This is a genomic window from Paenibacillus sp. FSL H7-0940, assembly GCF_037979415.1.
Classification (GTDB): Bacteria; Bacillota; Bacilli; order Paenibacillales; family Paenibacillaceae; genus Paenibacillus; species Paenibacillus amylolyticus.
On record NZ_CP150280.1, the window covers coordinates 490264 to 505363 of the forward strand.

A 15100-nucleotide genomic window follows, 5' to 3' on the forward strand; every position below is an offset into this window, starting at 1 on the left:
TCCGATTGATATAGTATATATTATTTAGGGTCTAAACAATTGTCAAGGAATTAAATGGTATACATATGAGATGAGTGAATGGGAAAAACGGATGAGAGCTGGTGATGATATGGAACCTTTATTGAAAGTTAATGATCTATCGGTCTCTTTTCATTCTGGAGAGAGTGAGTTTCAGGCAGTGCGAGAAGTGAGTTTTGAAGTGCGCAAAGGCGAGACACTGGGCATTGTAGGCGAATCGGGCAGCGGAAAAAGTGTAACCGCACGTTCCATTATGAGGCTGCTTGCATCGCCGCCTTCACAGATGAAAAATGGAGAGATTCTGTTCAAAGGGGTCGATCTGGCGAATAAAACGCAGAAAGAGATGGAGAGCATCCGTGGGCGTGATATTGGCATGATCTTTCAAGACCCGATGAGTTCTCTTAATCCGACTATTAAAGTAGGGAAACAGATCTCCGAGAGTCTGATCAAACACCAGAAGGTATCCAAAAGGGAAGCCAAGAAACAGGCGATCGCGATGATGGAGCGGGTGGGGATAACTCGCAGCGAAATCCGCTACAACCAGTATCCGCACGAATTCTCCGGAGGCATGCGCCAGCGGGTCATGATCGGTATTGCACTTGCTTGTCGTCCTGAATTGCTCATTGCTGATGAGCCGACAACCGCACTGGACGTTACAATTCAAGCTCAGATTCTGAATTTGATGAAAGATATGCAGGACCAACTGGGCACATCGATTATCCTGATCACGCATGATCTGGGCGTAGTGGCAGGCATGTGTGATCGGGTTGTTGTTATGAAAGAAGGGCAGATCGTGGAAACCGGGACTACAACAGAGATTTTTGCTAATCCCAAACACCCGTATACGATCAGACTTCTGAATGCATTACCACGTCTGGATCAGAAGAAAAAGCCAAAACCGGTATCGTTGGTCCCGAGAGATCTGGAGGATGATCAGCCGTTGCTTGAGGTGAAATCACTCAGACAACATTTTAATCTGGGGAAAGGCAATACCTTAAAGGCTGTTAATGATATCAGTTTTCATATTCGTCAAGGAGAGACGCTTGGCGTTGTAGGGGAATCCGGTAGCGGAAAATCAACCACGGGGCGAGCCATTCTGCGGTTGCATGAGCCAACAGGTGGAGATGTACTGTTTAAAGGAGTCCCACTCAATCGTTTGTCGGCTTCGGAGATGAAAACGATGCGTAGACATATGCAGATTATTTTCCAGGACCCTTATGCATCTCTGAATCCCAAAATGAGGATTATGGATATCATTGGAGAAGCGCTTGATATTCATCAACTTGCAGGTAATGCCGCTCAGCGAGAGAAGCGGGTGGAGGAATTACTGGAGATGGTAGGTCTTGATCCTACCCATGCGCAGCGTTATCCACATGAATTCTCGGGTGGGCAGAGACAGCGGATCGGTATTGCACGAGCTCTGGCTGTGGAACCTGAATTCATCGTATGTGATGAGCCATTGTCTGCACTGGATGTGTCGATACAGGCTCAGATCGTACAATTGCTTGAAGAGTTGCAGCAGCGACTCGGATTGACGTATCTCTTCATCGCGCATGACTTGTCCATGGTTAAACATATCAGTGATCGAGTGGCGGTGATGTATAATGGGAAAATTGTAGAGCTGGCCGAGAGTGAAGAACTCTATTCCAACCCGCAACATGCCTACACCAAGGCTTTGCTATCTGCTATTCCCGTGCCTGATCCGGCGGTGGAAGCGAAGAAAAAGAGACATGTTGTCAAAGAAACAACAAGAGAAAATGTTGAAGTAGAGGACCGTTATAATCTGGAACATTCCAAGTGGGTAGAAGTCACGGAAGGGCACTGGGTAGCCATATCTAGTTAGATAGTGCAATATATAGTCTGTTTCATCGACAAAAGAACCCCGACGATGATCTCCACAGATCGTTATCGGGGTTGAGTTATATGTTCTTCGTATAATGGCAGTAATCAAAAGCGATTATTTGAATTGAACCGATTTCTTGATGGTATCAATCTCGGCTTTGGTCTTATCATCCACGTAAGTGAATATGAAGTTGAAAGCATATCCTTCAATAATTGTACTATAGTAATCTTGAGTAACGGTTGAACCGTCACCTGGATCCATCGTGATTTGCATCAGATCCATCTCTTTACCACCGATGGTTTCCGTTGTCATTTCCTTATAATCGTAAGGGAACTGGCTATCCACCATGAATTTTTTGGTTGCTTCCAGGTAGTCTTTACCTGTACGAATGCCTTGCAACAAGCTTACTTTCTCAGCAATGGCCATAGCGGAAGGGCCAACTTGACCTCCGTCCAATGGGTACTTTGAAGCCATAAGCAGATTCAATGTTTTGGTCTGAGACAGTTCAATTTGTTTTTTCTTCGTTTCATCATCACCAGCAATCGCTTCGGATGAAGCACTTGTCAGCTCATTCATGCCTGCAGCATCCTGGAACTCCCATGCTTCCGGGAATTTCAGAGATACGCCGAAATAGTCATTGGTGTAAGAACCTTTTTCCGTAGTCCCCAGCTCAACGTCTTGGGAATTATCAGTTTCTTTGGGCTCTTCGCTTGCTGGTTCTGTGTTCTCTGTTTCTTCTGTATTCGCTGTATCAGAATCAGTACCAGTCGTTGTTTCTGTCGGGGTAGTCTCTTCTGTTTCGGCTGTGTTATCTGCTTTGTCACCGCAAGCGGCTGCAACCAGCATAATCATAATGAGCATGGCGAATAAAGAAGCTTTTTTTGGAATTGTCATATTACCCTCCTGAAATGTGTGTGTGTTTGTTTCTCTCTCTCTCTCTCTCTCTCTACATGTTGCCTGCTTCCTAAATTGTAGCACAAACGTTCTCATATACTACCTATAGGAATCTATAGGGGTCTTCTATACATAAGACATTCGGCTGGCAATTGAAACAGCTTCTGTGCTGGATTGCACACCTAATTTGTTAAAAATCACTTTTTTGTGATGATTCACGGTGCATTCCTTGATCTTTAATTTCAAAGCAATGGCTTTTACCGTGAGGCCTCCGGCTATCATCTCCAGAATGGTTAACTGACGCTCGGTGAACTCCACCGCCGGTTTGTCGCACACTTCAGCAGTCTGTTGACTCTGATAACAGTTCTGCATGTACGCTGGAATTAGCTTGGCAATGGCGATCAGTTCACCTTGCATATCTGCATTAATGGTGGACACATCCAGATAACCTACATGTTGCGATCCCATGAACAGAGGTGCGGCGTAACAATGCCAGCTTTGAAAATAAGGACTTTCATGCTGCTCGGGCAGCAGCACTACAGGCTCGTTGCTGTCCATCGTTACAGATATGGCGTTAACTCCACAGCTCTGTGCAGTGAAGAACATGCCCGGACGAATGGGGGAATCTTCTACTACAGCTTTAAGATCTGAACTGTAATTCATCGAGAGGAGCACACCGTTGCTATCTGTGAGTAGAAACAGATAAGTGCCCGTTAAATTCTCTTGGATAACCGAGATACTGTTCTGGAATGCATGAATCAGGAAATGATTGATTTTACGAAGCCTGTCCAGACTGGGTTTTGGTAAATAGTCGAACGGAGCCGTTCCTGCTGCATGCGAGCAATTCGGAGACTCTTCGTGTCGTGAGGCAAATGTAATGGCAGGCATGTTGTTTCCTCCTTGCTGCACAGTTCTCATCCAATCGTTTGAATGACGTGTCCTTCCTGGTCTTTGATTTCTGTTCTAACAATCTGAACGATAATACGATCCAATGAAGTTATCTCAAATGTCCCTTCAAACGGGCGAAGGTTCTCTGCCAGCTCATCAACAATTTGTTTGTTCACCGTCAGGGTAACTTGTCTGTCCGATTCCAATACGGCTGGCTGTTCTCCTGCTTCGAACAGAATATTAGTATCAGGTCCGATCAAGGATAGAGAGGCACCTTTCGAAATTCGGCTACGAAGGATGGTGCCAACTAATACGGCTTGTTTGGCTCCAAGCTGGAGTTTGGCCGGAACCGATTTTTGCAGCAATTTTTTGCGAGGAGATTCCCAAGCCAGTTGTTGTATGAATAAAAATGCTGTGCTGGACCCGTCCTGTTCCATTCCATCCTCAACCGCTTGTATAACCGAAGGAATATCTGCGTACGAATTTCTCATCAGATCCGTCACATATTTGGGCATGAACATGGAGGAGGCAGACAGGAAGCCATGAGCATTCCAACTTTGAATCATTTCCAGTTCCCGACCTGTAATGCCAACCATCTGAATAAATTGCACTGAACCATTAGGCGTTGAGACCGCGGGTAGGTCCGGATCTTCAATAAACGAGAGAGCAGTCAGCAAAGTATCGGATTCCAGACAGATGGGGCCATTGGCGTCCATGTAATCTCCTGGCTGAAAGATATTTCCGCTGTTGAACACGTAACGTCCTACATTCTGTAGCAGATTCAGCGCCCAGGCTGGCGGATCAGTCTCTGCTTCACTGCGTGTAAGACGAAAGGTGATTTCAAATCCATACCCGCTTTTGGATGCATCATGCATCTCTTTTTCATATAATTCTGAGAAACCGTAGGTAACAAAATGCCAGTGAGGCATAGGGTCATCGACAGCATAAACGCTAATGCCATCGAGTGGATCGGGACCTCCAAGAATATACGGAAGGGCAGTGCCGTAGTGTTTTGGCTCTTGTTCCCCATACAATTCACGCATGGATTGATCAATCGCATCCCAACCGGATGTGTTTTCTTCCTGAGTCATTATTGAATCCTCCTTGACTGTTCTTTCCCCCGAAAAACATTTAAAATTAAGTCTACCTGTTACAGAAACGGATTCAAGCGGCTTAAGGATGAATTGTGTCAGATAGGACTTCGGTGTTATTAATTGCAATCCAGGGAGTGAAATTACATGAGTATGAAAGGTATCTATTTAAAGGAGTTTAATCATACAAGCTGGGACTCATTTTCCGAACTGTTTGAAGAACTTGGACAAAAGTTGGACCCCGCGTGGGTAGAACGTGCGCGATTACAAGGGATTCCGGCAGATATAAGTCGGGTGCTTTTGTGTGAAATGGGGGAGTACGCTTTTGAATGGATGGCGAAAGATATCCCGGCTTTAGGGGACCAAAGTCCCGCTGTTTACCTGGAAACGGAGGAGGGAGCGCAGGCATTAAGGGCAGCGATTATGCGTATGCCACGTTAATTTTTTCGATGGTGAGAGTGTGTGAACGATCAGTTGATCCAGTGAAGTTGATTTTGCAAAATAGATATGTTACGCTTACATTACAAGAGCAAACACAACAGAATATGCAATAACATCTTTTGATGGATTGTAACTGTGAAGACAGGCAAAACCTAAACTGATGGTGAAATGAAAGCTCCTTTTTTGGTGCTATTTTACCTTGAGTTTAGGTTTTTCTTGTTTTCTGCTCTAAATTACAGTTTTTTACCTGGAAAAACCAAAATAAATTTCGAAAAGAGGTTGTTGTTCATGACCACGGCAAAAAAAGGATTCCCCGAAAACTTCCTATGGGGCGGCGCTACAGCTGCCAATCAATTGGAGGGTGCATTCGATAAGGACGGCAAAGGCCTCTCCACAGCGGACATGATCGCTCATGTTCCCAAAGAGAAGCGTACAGGCGGACATGCTATGGAAATATCCTCTTCCCGAATCGAAGAGATCCTCTCCGGCAAATTTGAAGAACGTTTCCCGAAACGTTTTGGTATCGATTTCTACCATCACTTTAGAGAAGATATTGCATTGTTCGCTGAAATGGGCTTCAAAGTATTCCGTTTGTCCATTCACTGGGCACGTATTTTCCCGAACGGTTATGATCAAGAGCCGAATGAAGCAGGCTTGAAATTCTATGATGAAGTATTTGACGAATTGTTGAAATATGGCATCGAGCCGCTCGTTACATTGTCTCACTATGAGACACCGCTTGGCTTGACGCAAAAATATAACGGCTGGGCTGGCCGTGAAGTAATCCAGCACTATGTTCGGTATGCAGAAACGGTGTTCAACCGTTATAAAAATAAAGTGAAATACTGGCTGACGTTTAATGAAATTAACGTAATGCTGTTCAGCCCATACACTGGCGGCGGCATTCTGATCGATAAAGTGGATAACAAACTGCAAACCACTTATCAAGCGCTGCATCACCAATTTGTAGCAAGTGCATTGGTAACGAAGCTTGCTCACGAGATTATGCCTGGTTCCCAAGTGGGTTGTATGCTTGCTCGTATGGAAACTTATGCAGCAACATGTAATCCGGTAGATGTTCGTCTGGCTCAACACGAGAATCAGATTAACCTCTTCTTCACGGACATGCATGCTCGTGGTAAATACCCGAACTACATGGCTCGTTATTTTGAAGAAAACGACATCGTGATCCAAAAAGAAGCAGGCGATGACGAGACCTTGCTGAACAATACCGTTGATTTCATCTCCTTCAGCTACTACATGTCCGTAACCAAATCTGCATCTGCAGACAAGGAAGAAACATCGGGTAACCTGACTGGCGGCGTGAAAAACCCTTATCTGGAAGCATCCGACTGGGGCTGGGAGATCGATCCGATCGGTCTGCGCGTAACCTTGAACAACTTCTGGGATCGTTACCAGAAACCATTGTTCATCGTAGAAAATGGTCTGGGTGCATATGACCGTGTTGAAGAAGACGGTTCGATCCATGACTCCTATCGTGTGGATTACCTGAAAAAACACATCGAACAAATGAAAGAAGCCATCAAAGATGGCGTCGATCTGATTGGATTTACAGCATGGGGCCCGATTGACCTTGTGAGCATGTCCACTTCCGAAATGTCCAAACGTTATGGTTTCATCTACGTGGATCTGGATGACGAAGGTAACGGAACACTCAAACGTTCCAAAAAGGATTCATTCGACTGGTACAAAAACGTAATCTCCAGTAATGGTGAGCAACTGTAGTTCTCACATTTTCTGAGCGGGCAAACCTGATATAACAGTTAGTGTTTAATGGAATTTAATGTTCCTGAGGGCCTGCTGATTAGCGTTTGTCCGCTTTTTTATGTGCTGCAAACATTGCATATGGAGGGATATCTTTTGAAAAGATGGAACATGAACACAAAAAGTATGGGATGGATGCTTGCCCTGACACTAAGTCTGAGTGTGATCTGGCCAGCAACCGTTGGTGCGGAAAGCAACCAGGTTACTCGAATCCAGGCCAATACCTATGTTGGTGATCCTGGAGAGATGGTAGAGTCCTTTGACATTACTGTAGCAAATCCGGAGAAATATCAGAATCTGAAAGCTTCAGACTTCGAAATTACTGGCAATTATGATGGCTATCCTTTAAATGAAGCGGAAGAGATCATACAGAATGAGTATGAAGATGACGGGATAAAATTGACGATTCAGGATCATACCATCCATATGGAGGTCGAGCCGTTTAAATATCCTGGAGGTATGATTTCAAAATTTAAGGTTACGAACAAAACGTATCCAGAGCTATCTTTTGATGAGACCAATGTGGATAAGGTTGTTACCCGAACCGTCGATGATTTTGAAAAAGGTACGTACACGGGCAGCAACGGTGAAGCGTTGTCTTACCGTCTGAAGCGTAGTCCTTCCACCAACGCACAACCGCTTGTCGTATGGCTTCATGGCGGGGGAGAAGTAGGTACGGATGGTAGAAGTCATCTTACGGCTAATCGTGGAGCAGTAGTCTGGACAGAATCGGGGTATGATACTTCCGTGCTTGCTGTACAGTATCCCGAGAATTACAGTTTCAAAATTTACGATAACCCTGAACAACTGGCTAAAATGCAAGCATATTTTGTTGCACAATATGAGTTAATCCAGAAGCTGGTTGCTGAAGGTGAAGTTGATCGGAATCGAATCTATTTGTCTGGTGTTTCCAGTGGCGGTGGTGGTGCCTTCCGTTTCTTGACACAATATCCCGATCTGTTTGCTGGAGCGATTATTGTAGCGGCCAAGGATACGGTAGCGGATTACACCGGATCGGTAGAAGCATTCAAAAAAGAACTGAAAGATATTGTGGATGTCCCAGTATGGATTATGCATGCCAAAAATGATCCAACCACTGACAGCCGGACAAGCTCTTTGGCTTATCAGGCTTTGACTGAGCTTGGAGCCAAGCATGTCAATATGACGCTGTATGACGATGCATACATGGATAGCCAAAGACTGTATGGTGGCATGAAGCATTGGTCATGGGTACCGGCTTTTGACAACAAAGAAGTACTTGCCGACCTGTTCCAACTAAGCAAAGGAACTTCAGGGGAACAGGATGGAGGTAACATAGAGCATGGAACAAAACCAACTGAGCCTGTGACAAGAGCGCAGATCTCCCTCGTGCTTGCCGACAAGTTAAATCTTCCTGAAGTATCCGAATCTGCTTACCCGTACACAGATTCTGCTCCTGAATGGGCTCGTCAGGCCATCGCAACAGTGACTAAGGCAGGATTGATGAAAGGTGTCAGCAATCAGATATTTGCCTCGGGAGAGGAAGTAACACGTGCACAGATGGCAGTGATCGTAGACCATATTTTGACGAGTCGCGGCTGGAATGATGCAGACGAGTCAACTGTAGTATTGTTCAAGGATTTGAATGATAAGCATTGGGCTTATGAAGCCGTTCAAAATAGTGCCAAAGCCGGTATTATGTCCGGTATGTCCAAAGATCAATTTGAGTCATCGAAGTCGGTTACAGGTGCTCAGCTGGAGCTGATTCTACAACGATTGGAACAATTGCCAACAAACTAAGTTCAATAAACAACTTTATAATGATAAATAATGAGAGGAATGATTGATATGACTACACCATTTCCGAAGGACTTCCTATGGGGCGGCGCTGTAGCAGCCAACCAACTTGAAGGAGCTTATAATACAGATGGTAAAGGCCTGTCTGTTCAAGATGTAATGCCACACGGGATTACAACGCCTAGAACGGAAGCACCTACAGAAGATAACCTGAAACTGATCGGTATCGATTTCTACAACCGCTACAAAGAGGATGTTAAACTGTTTGCTGAAATGGGCTTCAAAGTGTTCCGTACATCTATCGCTTGGTCCCGTATCTTCCCTAAAGGTGATGAATTGGAGCCAAATGAGAAAGGTCTGCAATTCTACGATGACCTGTTCGATGAGTGCCACAAATACGGGATTGAACCACTCGTAACGATCTCTCACTATGAGACACCGCTGCATTTGTCCAAAACATATGATGGCTGGGTTAACCGTAAAATGATCGATTTCTACGAGCGTTATGTAACAGTGCTGTTCAACCGTTTCAAAGGCAAAGTTAAATACTGGCTGACATTCAATGAGATTAACTCCATCCTGGAGGAGCCATTCATGAGTGGCGGCATCTATACACCAAAAGCAGAACTGTCCAAACAGGATCTGTACCAAGCTATCCATCATGAATTGGTAGCTAGTGCCTTGGCTGTTAAACTGGGTCATGAAATTATGCCTGAAGCCAAAATCGGCTGTATGGTCCTGAGCATGCCTACCTATCCGTTGACTCCGAACCCAGATGATGTGGTTGCAGCGATGCATGCGGAACAGCGCAATGATATCTTTGCTGATATCCATGCACGTGGTTATTATCCGAAATACATTAATCGTTATTTCAAAGCAAATAATATCAATATTAAGTTTGAAGACGGCGATGCTGAAATTCTGAAGCATACCGTAGACTTTATCTCGTTCAGTTATTATGTAAGTATCTGTGAGACTGGTGATCCCGAGAAACGTATCGAAGGAAAAGGAAACCTGTTCGCAGGTGTGCAAAACCCTTATCTGAAAGCGAGTGAGTGGGGCTGGCAGATCGATCCGCAAGGACTGCGCGTAACCTTGAACAAATACTGGGACCGTTATCAAAAACCATTGTTTATTGTCGAAAATGGTCTGGGCGCAGTCGATGAGCTGATTACGGACGAAAATGGCAATAAAACGGTGAACGATGATTACCGTATTCAATACTTGAATGACCATCTGGTACAGGTGGGCGAAGCTCTTGAGGATGGCGTAGAAGTGATGGGTTATACGTCATGGGGCTGTATTGACCTGGTAAGTGCTTCAACGGCAGAGATGAAGAAACGTTATGGTTTCATCTATGTAGACCGCAACAATGACGGTTCAGGAACATTGGATCGTTACAAGAAAAAATCATTCCATTGGTACAAGGAAGTTATTAGTACAAATGGCGCAAGTCTTAAGAACAACAACGAGTAAATACTAGTTCTATAAGCATAGTTGTGCAAGCACCTTCTTGATGTCACATTAACGCACATTAACCGCTTTCACAAAAACATTGTCATATGGATAATTATATGGTAAGATGGGCCTAAGGCTAATGAGTACTGGATTGTTACTGTTCAATCAGGCAAAACCAGAAGTGGGGCATATTTCGTGACCTGCTTTGGTTTTGCCTTTTACTACTTTGACGGTGCAAGGTGATGTGAAGAAATGAAAATTGAGAAGGTGCTGAACAACAACGTAGTTACCGTAATTGATCCGGGAGGAAACGAACTGGTCGTTATGGGACGTGGAATTGCCTTCAAAAAGCATACTGGTGAATCGATTGACGAGAGTCTCGTCGAAAAAATATTCTCGCTTGAAAGTAAGGAAGTATCACAGAAACTTAAAACGCTTCTGTCTGATATCCCGGTTGAATATGTCGAGTGCTCGGATGAGATTATCCGTTATGCCGAGACGGTGTTAGGTGAGAAGCTGCATGAAAGCATCTACATTTCACTGACGGATCATATTCATTTTGCCATTGATCGACATCGTCAAGGATTGCAGATCCGTAACGCATTGTTCTGGGAGATCAAGCGCATGTACCGGAAGGAATATGCCATTGGACTCAAGGCGCTACAGATTATTGAGGAAACATTAGGTGTCCTGCTACCCGAAGACGAATGCGCATTCATTGCAATGCATCTGGTTAATGCCCAGATGAACGGTGAGATGAGGGAAACGATCAGTATTACGAACATCGTTAAGGACATACTTAACATCGTAAGACGTAGCTTCGTGATTGAACTTGATGAAGATTCATTGAGTTATTATCGGTTTTTAACTCATCTGAAGTTCTTTGCCCAACGTGTGTTGCAAGGAACGGCGATTGAAGATAAAGAAGAAGATAACCCGCTTCATGACTTGGTGAGCAAGCAGTATCCGGAAGCACATGCATGTGCAGTAAGGATCAGCGACTATACGCGTAAGATTTATAATCGGGTGTTGTCCAAGGAAGAAATACTGTATCTGACCATTCATATTGAACGAGTTGTCAGAAATGAACAAACAATTGAATAAAGTTGGGATTGTTACTGCTAAAAAGGCAAAACCTAAACGTTGAATAATGATAAGCTTTTCTGCTTTGTCATTATTCAGTGTTTAGGTTTTTTTTTAACCTTCATTACACATAAAAGGAGCAAAACACAATGGATAAACAACAATTGTCCAAGGATATTTTGAAGCTTGTTGGTGGCGAAGAGAATATCGATCAAGTCACTCACTGTATGACAAGACTCAGATTTAACCTGAATGACAACCAAAAAGCGGACAAAGCGACGCTAAAAAATACACCAGGCGTTATGGGCGTGATGGAAAACGGTGGACAGTTCCAGGTTATCATCGGTAACGATGTGCCTATCGTGTATAACGCACTCGTTGGCAACATGTCCAAATCACCAAACGCAGATAATGCAACCTCAAGCGCTTCAACTGGGGAGAAGAAAAAGAGAAATCCGGTAAGTGCGTTATTCGATTTCATTTCAGGTATATTTACACCGATTCTGCCAGCGATTACAGGTGCTGGTATGATCAAAGGGATCGTGGCTATCCTGGTAGCTCTGGGATGGTTGTCCGATACCAGCTCGACCTACATCATTTTGTCAGCAATCGGTGACGGTGCATTCTACTTCCTGCCAATCATTCTGGCGATCAGTGCTGCACGTAAACTGGGTAGCAATATGTACATTGGGGCAGCACTCGCCGCGGGTATTATGCATCCAACGATTACCGCGTTACTTGCAGAAGGGGATTCGACATTCGCAGGCATTAAAGTCATTGCTGCAACGTATTCCTCCACAGTAATTCCGATCATTCTCGCCATCTGGATTGCTTCTTATGTAGAGAAAGCCGTTGACCGTGTAACACATGCTTCACTTAAACTCTTGGTTGTTCCAACAGTAACACTATTAATTATGGTTCCACTGACGTTGATGACAGTAGGTCCATTGGGTACGGTTCTTGGTAATGGTTTGTCCGGTGGTATTTCATGGTTGTTCGATAACATGTCCATCTTCGCAAGTATCTTGATTGGTGGTACGATGTCACTGCTGATCATTACAGGTATGCACTATGCGTTGCTGCCAATCGTTGTTGGTTCAATGACAACACTGGGTTACGACTTTATCATTCCACTGATGTTTGCAGCTAACTTGGCACAAGGGGGCGCAGCATTTGGTGTAGGTCTCAGATCGAGAAATAGCAAAACCAAATCCCTCGCGTATTCCACAGGTCTTACGGCTATCATGGGGATTACAGAACCAGCGATGTATGGTATCAACATGAAGTTCAAAAAACCGTTTATTGCAGCCCTTATCGGGGGAGCGATTGCCGGTGGGTTCATGGGTATCTTCAATGTTAAATCGTACGTTATTACAGGACTTGCAGGTCTGCCGAGTGTGGCAGCATTTATCAGTCCAGCAATTAGCACACTGCTCTATGCTCTGGCTGGTGGTTTGATTGCCATCGTAGCTGCGGCAGTACTGACGTACATTCTTGGGTTCCAAGAAGAAAATGCATCGGAGCCAGTAGCTGCACCAGCAGCTGAGCCGGCAACACCAGCAGCAACAACTTCTGCTGCTGTAACTGAAGAAGCAAAAGCGCAAGATGAGCAAGTATTCAGCCCGATCACAGGTGAAGTTAAACCGCTGAGCGAAGTTCCAGACCCTGCGTTCTCTGAAGAGATTATGGGTAAAGGATTCGCGATTCAACCATCTGAAGGCCGCGTCGTATCTCCGATCAACGGAACCGTGTTCTCGTTATCGAAGAGTGGACATGCCATTGGTCTGGTAAGTGATACAGGCGCAGAAATGTTGATTCATATCGGGATTGATACCGTGAAGTTGAAAGGTCAGTTCTTCTCTCCTAAAGTTCAAGCAGGTGCAAAGGTATCTGTAGGTGATGTACTGATGGAGTTTGACCGGGAACAGATCGAAAAAGCCGGTTACACAACGATTACACCAGTCATTATTACAAACATGCATCAGTATGAGTCCATTGAGTCTGCTGGTCGCACTACGATCAAAGAAAAAGACTTGTTGTTCACAGCTAAAGCTTAACCATAAAATGAAACAGCAGCTTCACCGGAATGTAATCCGGTAAAGCTGCTGTTTTTTGCTTATAGCCTTTTACACCACGGGAAGCATTCCCTGAACCAGTTGTACAAAGTGTTGTGCAGGCTTGGACAGATAACGGTTCTGCAACCAGACCAGCGCCGAGCCAACCGTGGAATGCTGATCCTGGATACGATATACGTGGAATGGGTGCTCGTGATATAGCTGTAGTACCGTGTGAGGCACGATGGAACTGGCGAAGCCGAGTCGGACCAGCTCGAGCAACATATTAATGTCTGAGCACTCACCCATGATGGAGGGGGTAACCTGATGCTCCCGGAACTTGTCCAGAATCAACTCGAACATGCCGAGTCCCTCTGTACTTGGAAGCAGTAGGGGGATACCTGTAAGCTGCTCAAAATAAGTCCCCATCTCCACTCCTGGTCCCATCTCTGTCGGACTATCAAGCGGTGTTGAAGAAATATAGAAAAGGGGCTCCTGTGGCAGATGCAGCACCTCATAACGTTCAGTCTGTACAGGCATGCGTACACAGGCAAGTTCAACTTTGCCATCTTCCAGCAATCGGCATAATTGCGCAGATTCATTTTGTTGAATTTTATAGGTAACCTGTGGATGGGTGGTGCGAAACTGTTGCAGTGCTTGCGGGATCAGGCGATCCGATATGGTATTGATGCCGATGGCGAGTTTGCCCCGTATGCCGTGACGGAAACTTTGCATCTCCATTACAGCTTCCTCCATATATTTGGTCAAGGTAACTGCATAATCATAGAAGCTGCGACCCGCCTGCGTTAGCTCCATCATACGCCCTTTGCGTTCAAACAAAATTACGCCAAGCTCTTCCTCCATTAACTTAAGCTGCTGACTTAAGGGTGGCTGAGCCATGTGAAGTCTTCGGGCTGCTGCTGTAATCTGTTTCTCCTCAGCAATGGCAATGAAATAGCGACATTGTTTGATATCCAAGTGGTTGTTCTCCTTCGCCTGCAATGTATATGTAATTCGTATGGAAAGGCAACAAAACATGTATTTTTAATATACTACGATCTTATGTTACCATACATTAGATTTGCATACCTGACTAACAGGGTTTGGTTTCTATATGAATATTACTGCATGAGAAAGACCTTGAATTGGAGGATAAAACAACGTGGTTAGAACAATACATGATGCTGCTCAAGCGGGCCATACCGATGAGGTCATTCGATTTATCACACAACAGGGTAGCCGGTTGAATGAACGGGATGCATTGGGGCGAACACCTCTGCTGGCTGCGGTGCACGGTAACAAGATAGACACGGCAAGGATGTTAGTGGACGCCGGAGCCGACATTAATCTTCGGGATGCACGATTGGACAACCTGCTGTTATACGCGAGTGCTGAGGGTATGTATGACATGGTCGAATTGGCGATCACAGCAGGTGCAGATACGAGGTTAACGAATCGTTTTGGCGGCACAGCCCTTATCCCAGCAGCGGATCGGGGCCACGTGGACATTGTGGAGCTTCTGCTGACACGCAGTGATGTGGATGTGAACCATATCAACAACCTGGGGTGGACAGCCTTGCTGGAAGCGGTCATTTTGGGAGATGGTGGGCCGCGTCACCAGCAGATTGTTGCCTTGCTTTTGCAATATGGTGCAGATCCAAAGATCGCGGATCGGGACGGGATTACACCGCTTGCACATGCGAGCCGGAATCGGTATGCCGAGATGGAACGACTACTAACCCAAGCCTGAAGAGACTTATACATTTATG

General features: G+C 45.1%; 12 protein-coding genes. 8 read left to right on the top strand and 4 right to left on the bottom strand.

Annotated features, from left to right (window positions below; genetic code table 11):
• The first annotated feature begins 109 nt into the window (after nucleotides 1-109).
• Complete coding sequence (locus tag MHB71_RS02105) at nucleotides 110-1861, top strand: ABC transporter ATP-binding protein (RefSeq protein WP_244988058.1); 1752 nt, start codon at nucleotides 110-112, stop codon at nucleotides 1859-1861.
• A 114-nt stretch (nucleotides 1862-1975) separates the two neighbouring features.
• Here the strand turns inward: MHB71_RS02105 and MHB71_RS02110 are convergent, their stop codons facing one another.
• The 3 genes from MHB71_RS02110 to MHB71_RS02120 all read right to left on the bottom strand — a co-directional run bounded on the left by MHB71_RS02110 (nucleotide 1976) and on the right by MHB71_RS02120 (nucleotide 4734).
• Nucleotides 1976-2755, bottom strand: a complete 780-nt coding sequence (locus tag MHB71_RS02110; protein ID WP_047843906.1) for a hypothetical protein — start codon at nucleotides 2753-2755, stop codon at nucleotides 1976-1978.
• Between the two features lie 126 nt (nucleotides 2756-2881).
• Complete coding sequence (locus MHB71_RS02115) at nucleotides 2882-3643, bottom strand: LuxR C-terminal-related transcriptional regulator (RefSeq protein ID WP_340028714.1); 762 nt, start codon at nucleotides 3641-3643, stop codon at nucleotides 2882-2884.
• Between the two features lie 26 nt (nucleotides 3644-3669).
• Nucleotides 3670-4734 carry a suppressor of fused domain protein gene (locus MHB71_RS02120; protein WP_340028715.1) on the bottom strand — a complete coding sequence of 355 codons (1065 nt, stop codon included), beginning with the start codon at nucleotides 4732-4734 and terminating at the stop codon, nucleotides 3670-3672.
• Nucleotides 4735-4881: 147 nt separating this feature from the next.
• Here MHB71_RS02120 and MHB71_RS02125 point away from each other — a divergent pair, with 147 nt between their 5' ends.
• From MHB71_RS02125 to MHB71_RS02150, 6 genes are all read left to right on the top strand, one after another.
• Complete coding sequence (locus MHB71_RS02125) at nucleotides 4882-5175, top strand: MbcA/ParS/Xre antitoxin family protein (RefSeq protein ID WP_340028716.1); 294 nt, start codon at nucleotides 4882-4884, stop codon at nucleotides 5173-5175.
• A 288-nt stretch (nucleotides 5176-5463) separates the two neighbouring features.
• Nucleotides 5464-6921: a glycoside hydrolase family 1 protein gene (locus tag MHB71_RS02130; protein ID WP_340028717.1), complete on the top strand. Its 1458-nt coding sequence runs from the start codon at nucleotides 5464-5466 to the stop codon at nucleotides 6919-6921.
• Between the two features lie 135 nt (nucleotides 6922-7056).
• Complete coding sequence (locus tag MHB71_RS02135) at nucleotides 7057-8739, top strand: S-layer homology domain-containing protein (protein WP_340028718.1); 1683 nt, start codon at nucleotides 7057-7059, stop codon at nucleotides 8737-8739.
• 42 nt (nucleotides 8740-8781) lie between these two features.
• The gene (locus tag MHB71_RS02140; protein ID WP_200868526.1) at nucleotides 8782-10212 is read left to right on the top strand and encodes a glycoside hydrolase family 1 protein; all 1431 of its coding nucleotides are present in this window, start codon (nucleotides 8782-8784) and stop codon (nucleotides 10210-10212) included.
• Between the two features lie 234 nt (nucleotides 10213-10446).
• Nucleotides 10447-11298 carry a PRD domain-containing protein gene (locus MHB71_RS02145; protein WP_036668684.1) on the top strand — a complete coding sequence of 284 codons (852 nt, stop codon included), beginning with the start codon at nucleotides 10447-10449 and terminating at the stop codon, nucleotides 11296-11298.
• A 128-nt stretch (nucleotides 11299-11426) separates the two neighbouring features.
• Complete coding sequence (locus MHB71_RS02150) at nucleotides 11427-13334, top strand: beta-glucoside-specific PTS transporter subunit IIABC (protein WP_340028719.1); 1908 nt, start codon at nucleotides 11427-11429, stop codon at nucleotides 13332-13334.
• Between the two features lie 69 nt (nucleotides 13335-13403).
• Here the strand turns inward: MHB71_RS02150 and MHB71_RS02155 are convergent, their stop codons facing one another.
• Nucleotides 13404-14309, bottom strand: a complete 906-nt coding sequence (locus MHB71_RS02155) for a LysR family transcriptional regulator (protein ID WP_036668680.1) — start codon at nucleotides 14307-14309, stop codon at nucleotides 13404-13406.
• Between the two features lie 184 nt (nucleotides 14310-14493).
• On the opposite strand from MHB71_RS02155, the gene MHB71_RS02160 reads away from it, so the two are divergent.
• The gene (locus tag MHB71_RS02160) at nucleotides 14494-15081 is read left to right on the top strand and encodes an ankyrin repeat domain-containing protein (RefSeq protein WP_036668679.1); all 588 of its coding nucleotides are present in this window, start codon (nucleotides 14494-14496) and stop codon (nucleotides 15079-15081) included.
• Nucleotides 15082-15100 lie beyond the last annotated feature (19 nt).

What these genes read in the sequence shown, in the direction of transcription:
- MHB71_RS02130 (WP_340028717.1), top strand. Translation starts at nt 5,464, where the DNA reads ATGACCACGGCAAAAAAAGGATTCCCCGAAAACTTCCTATGGGGCGGC.
- MHB71_RS02115 (WP_340028714.1), bottom strand. Translation starts at nt 3,643, where the DNA reads ATGCCTGCCATTACATTTGCCTCACGACACGAAGAGTCTCCGAATTGC.
- MHB71_RS02125 (WP_340028716.1), top strand. Translation starts at nt 4,882, where the DNA reads ATGAGTATGAAAGGTATCTATTTAAAGGAGTTTAATCATACAAGCTGG.
- MHB71_RS02110 (WP_047843906.1), bottom strand. Translation starts at nt 2,755, where the DNA reads ATGACAATTCCAAAAAAAGCTTCTTTATTCGCCATGCTCATTATGATT.
- MHB71_RS02120 (WP_340028715.1), bottom strand. Translation starts at nt 4,734, where the DNA reads ATGACTCAGGAAGAAAACACATCCGGTTGGGATGCGATTGATCAATCC.
- MHB71_RS02150 (WP_340028719.1), top strand. Translation starts at nt 11,427, where the DNA reads ATGGATAAACAACAATTGTCCAAGGATATTTTGAAGCTTGTTGGTGGC.
- MHB71_RS02105 (WP_244988058.1), top strand. Translation starts at nt 110, where the DNA reads ATGGAACCTTTATTGAAAGTTAATGATCTATCGGTCTCTTTTCATTCT.
- MHB71_RS02145 (WP_036668684.1), top strand. Translation starts at nt 10,447, where the DNA reads ATGAAAATTGAGAAGGTGCTGAACAACAACGTAGTTACCGTAATTGAT.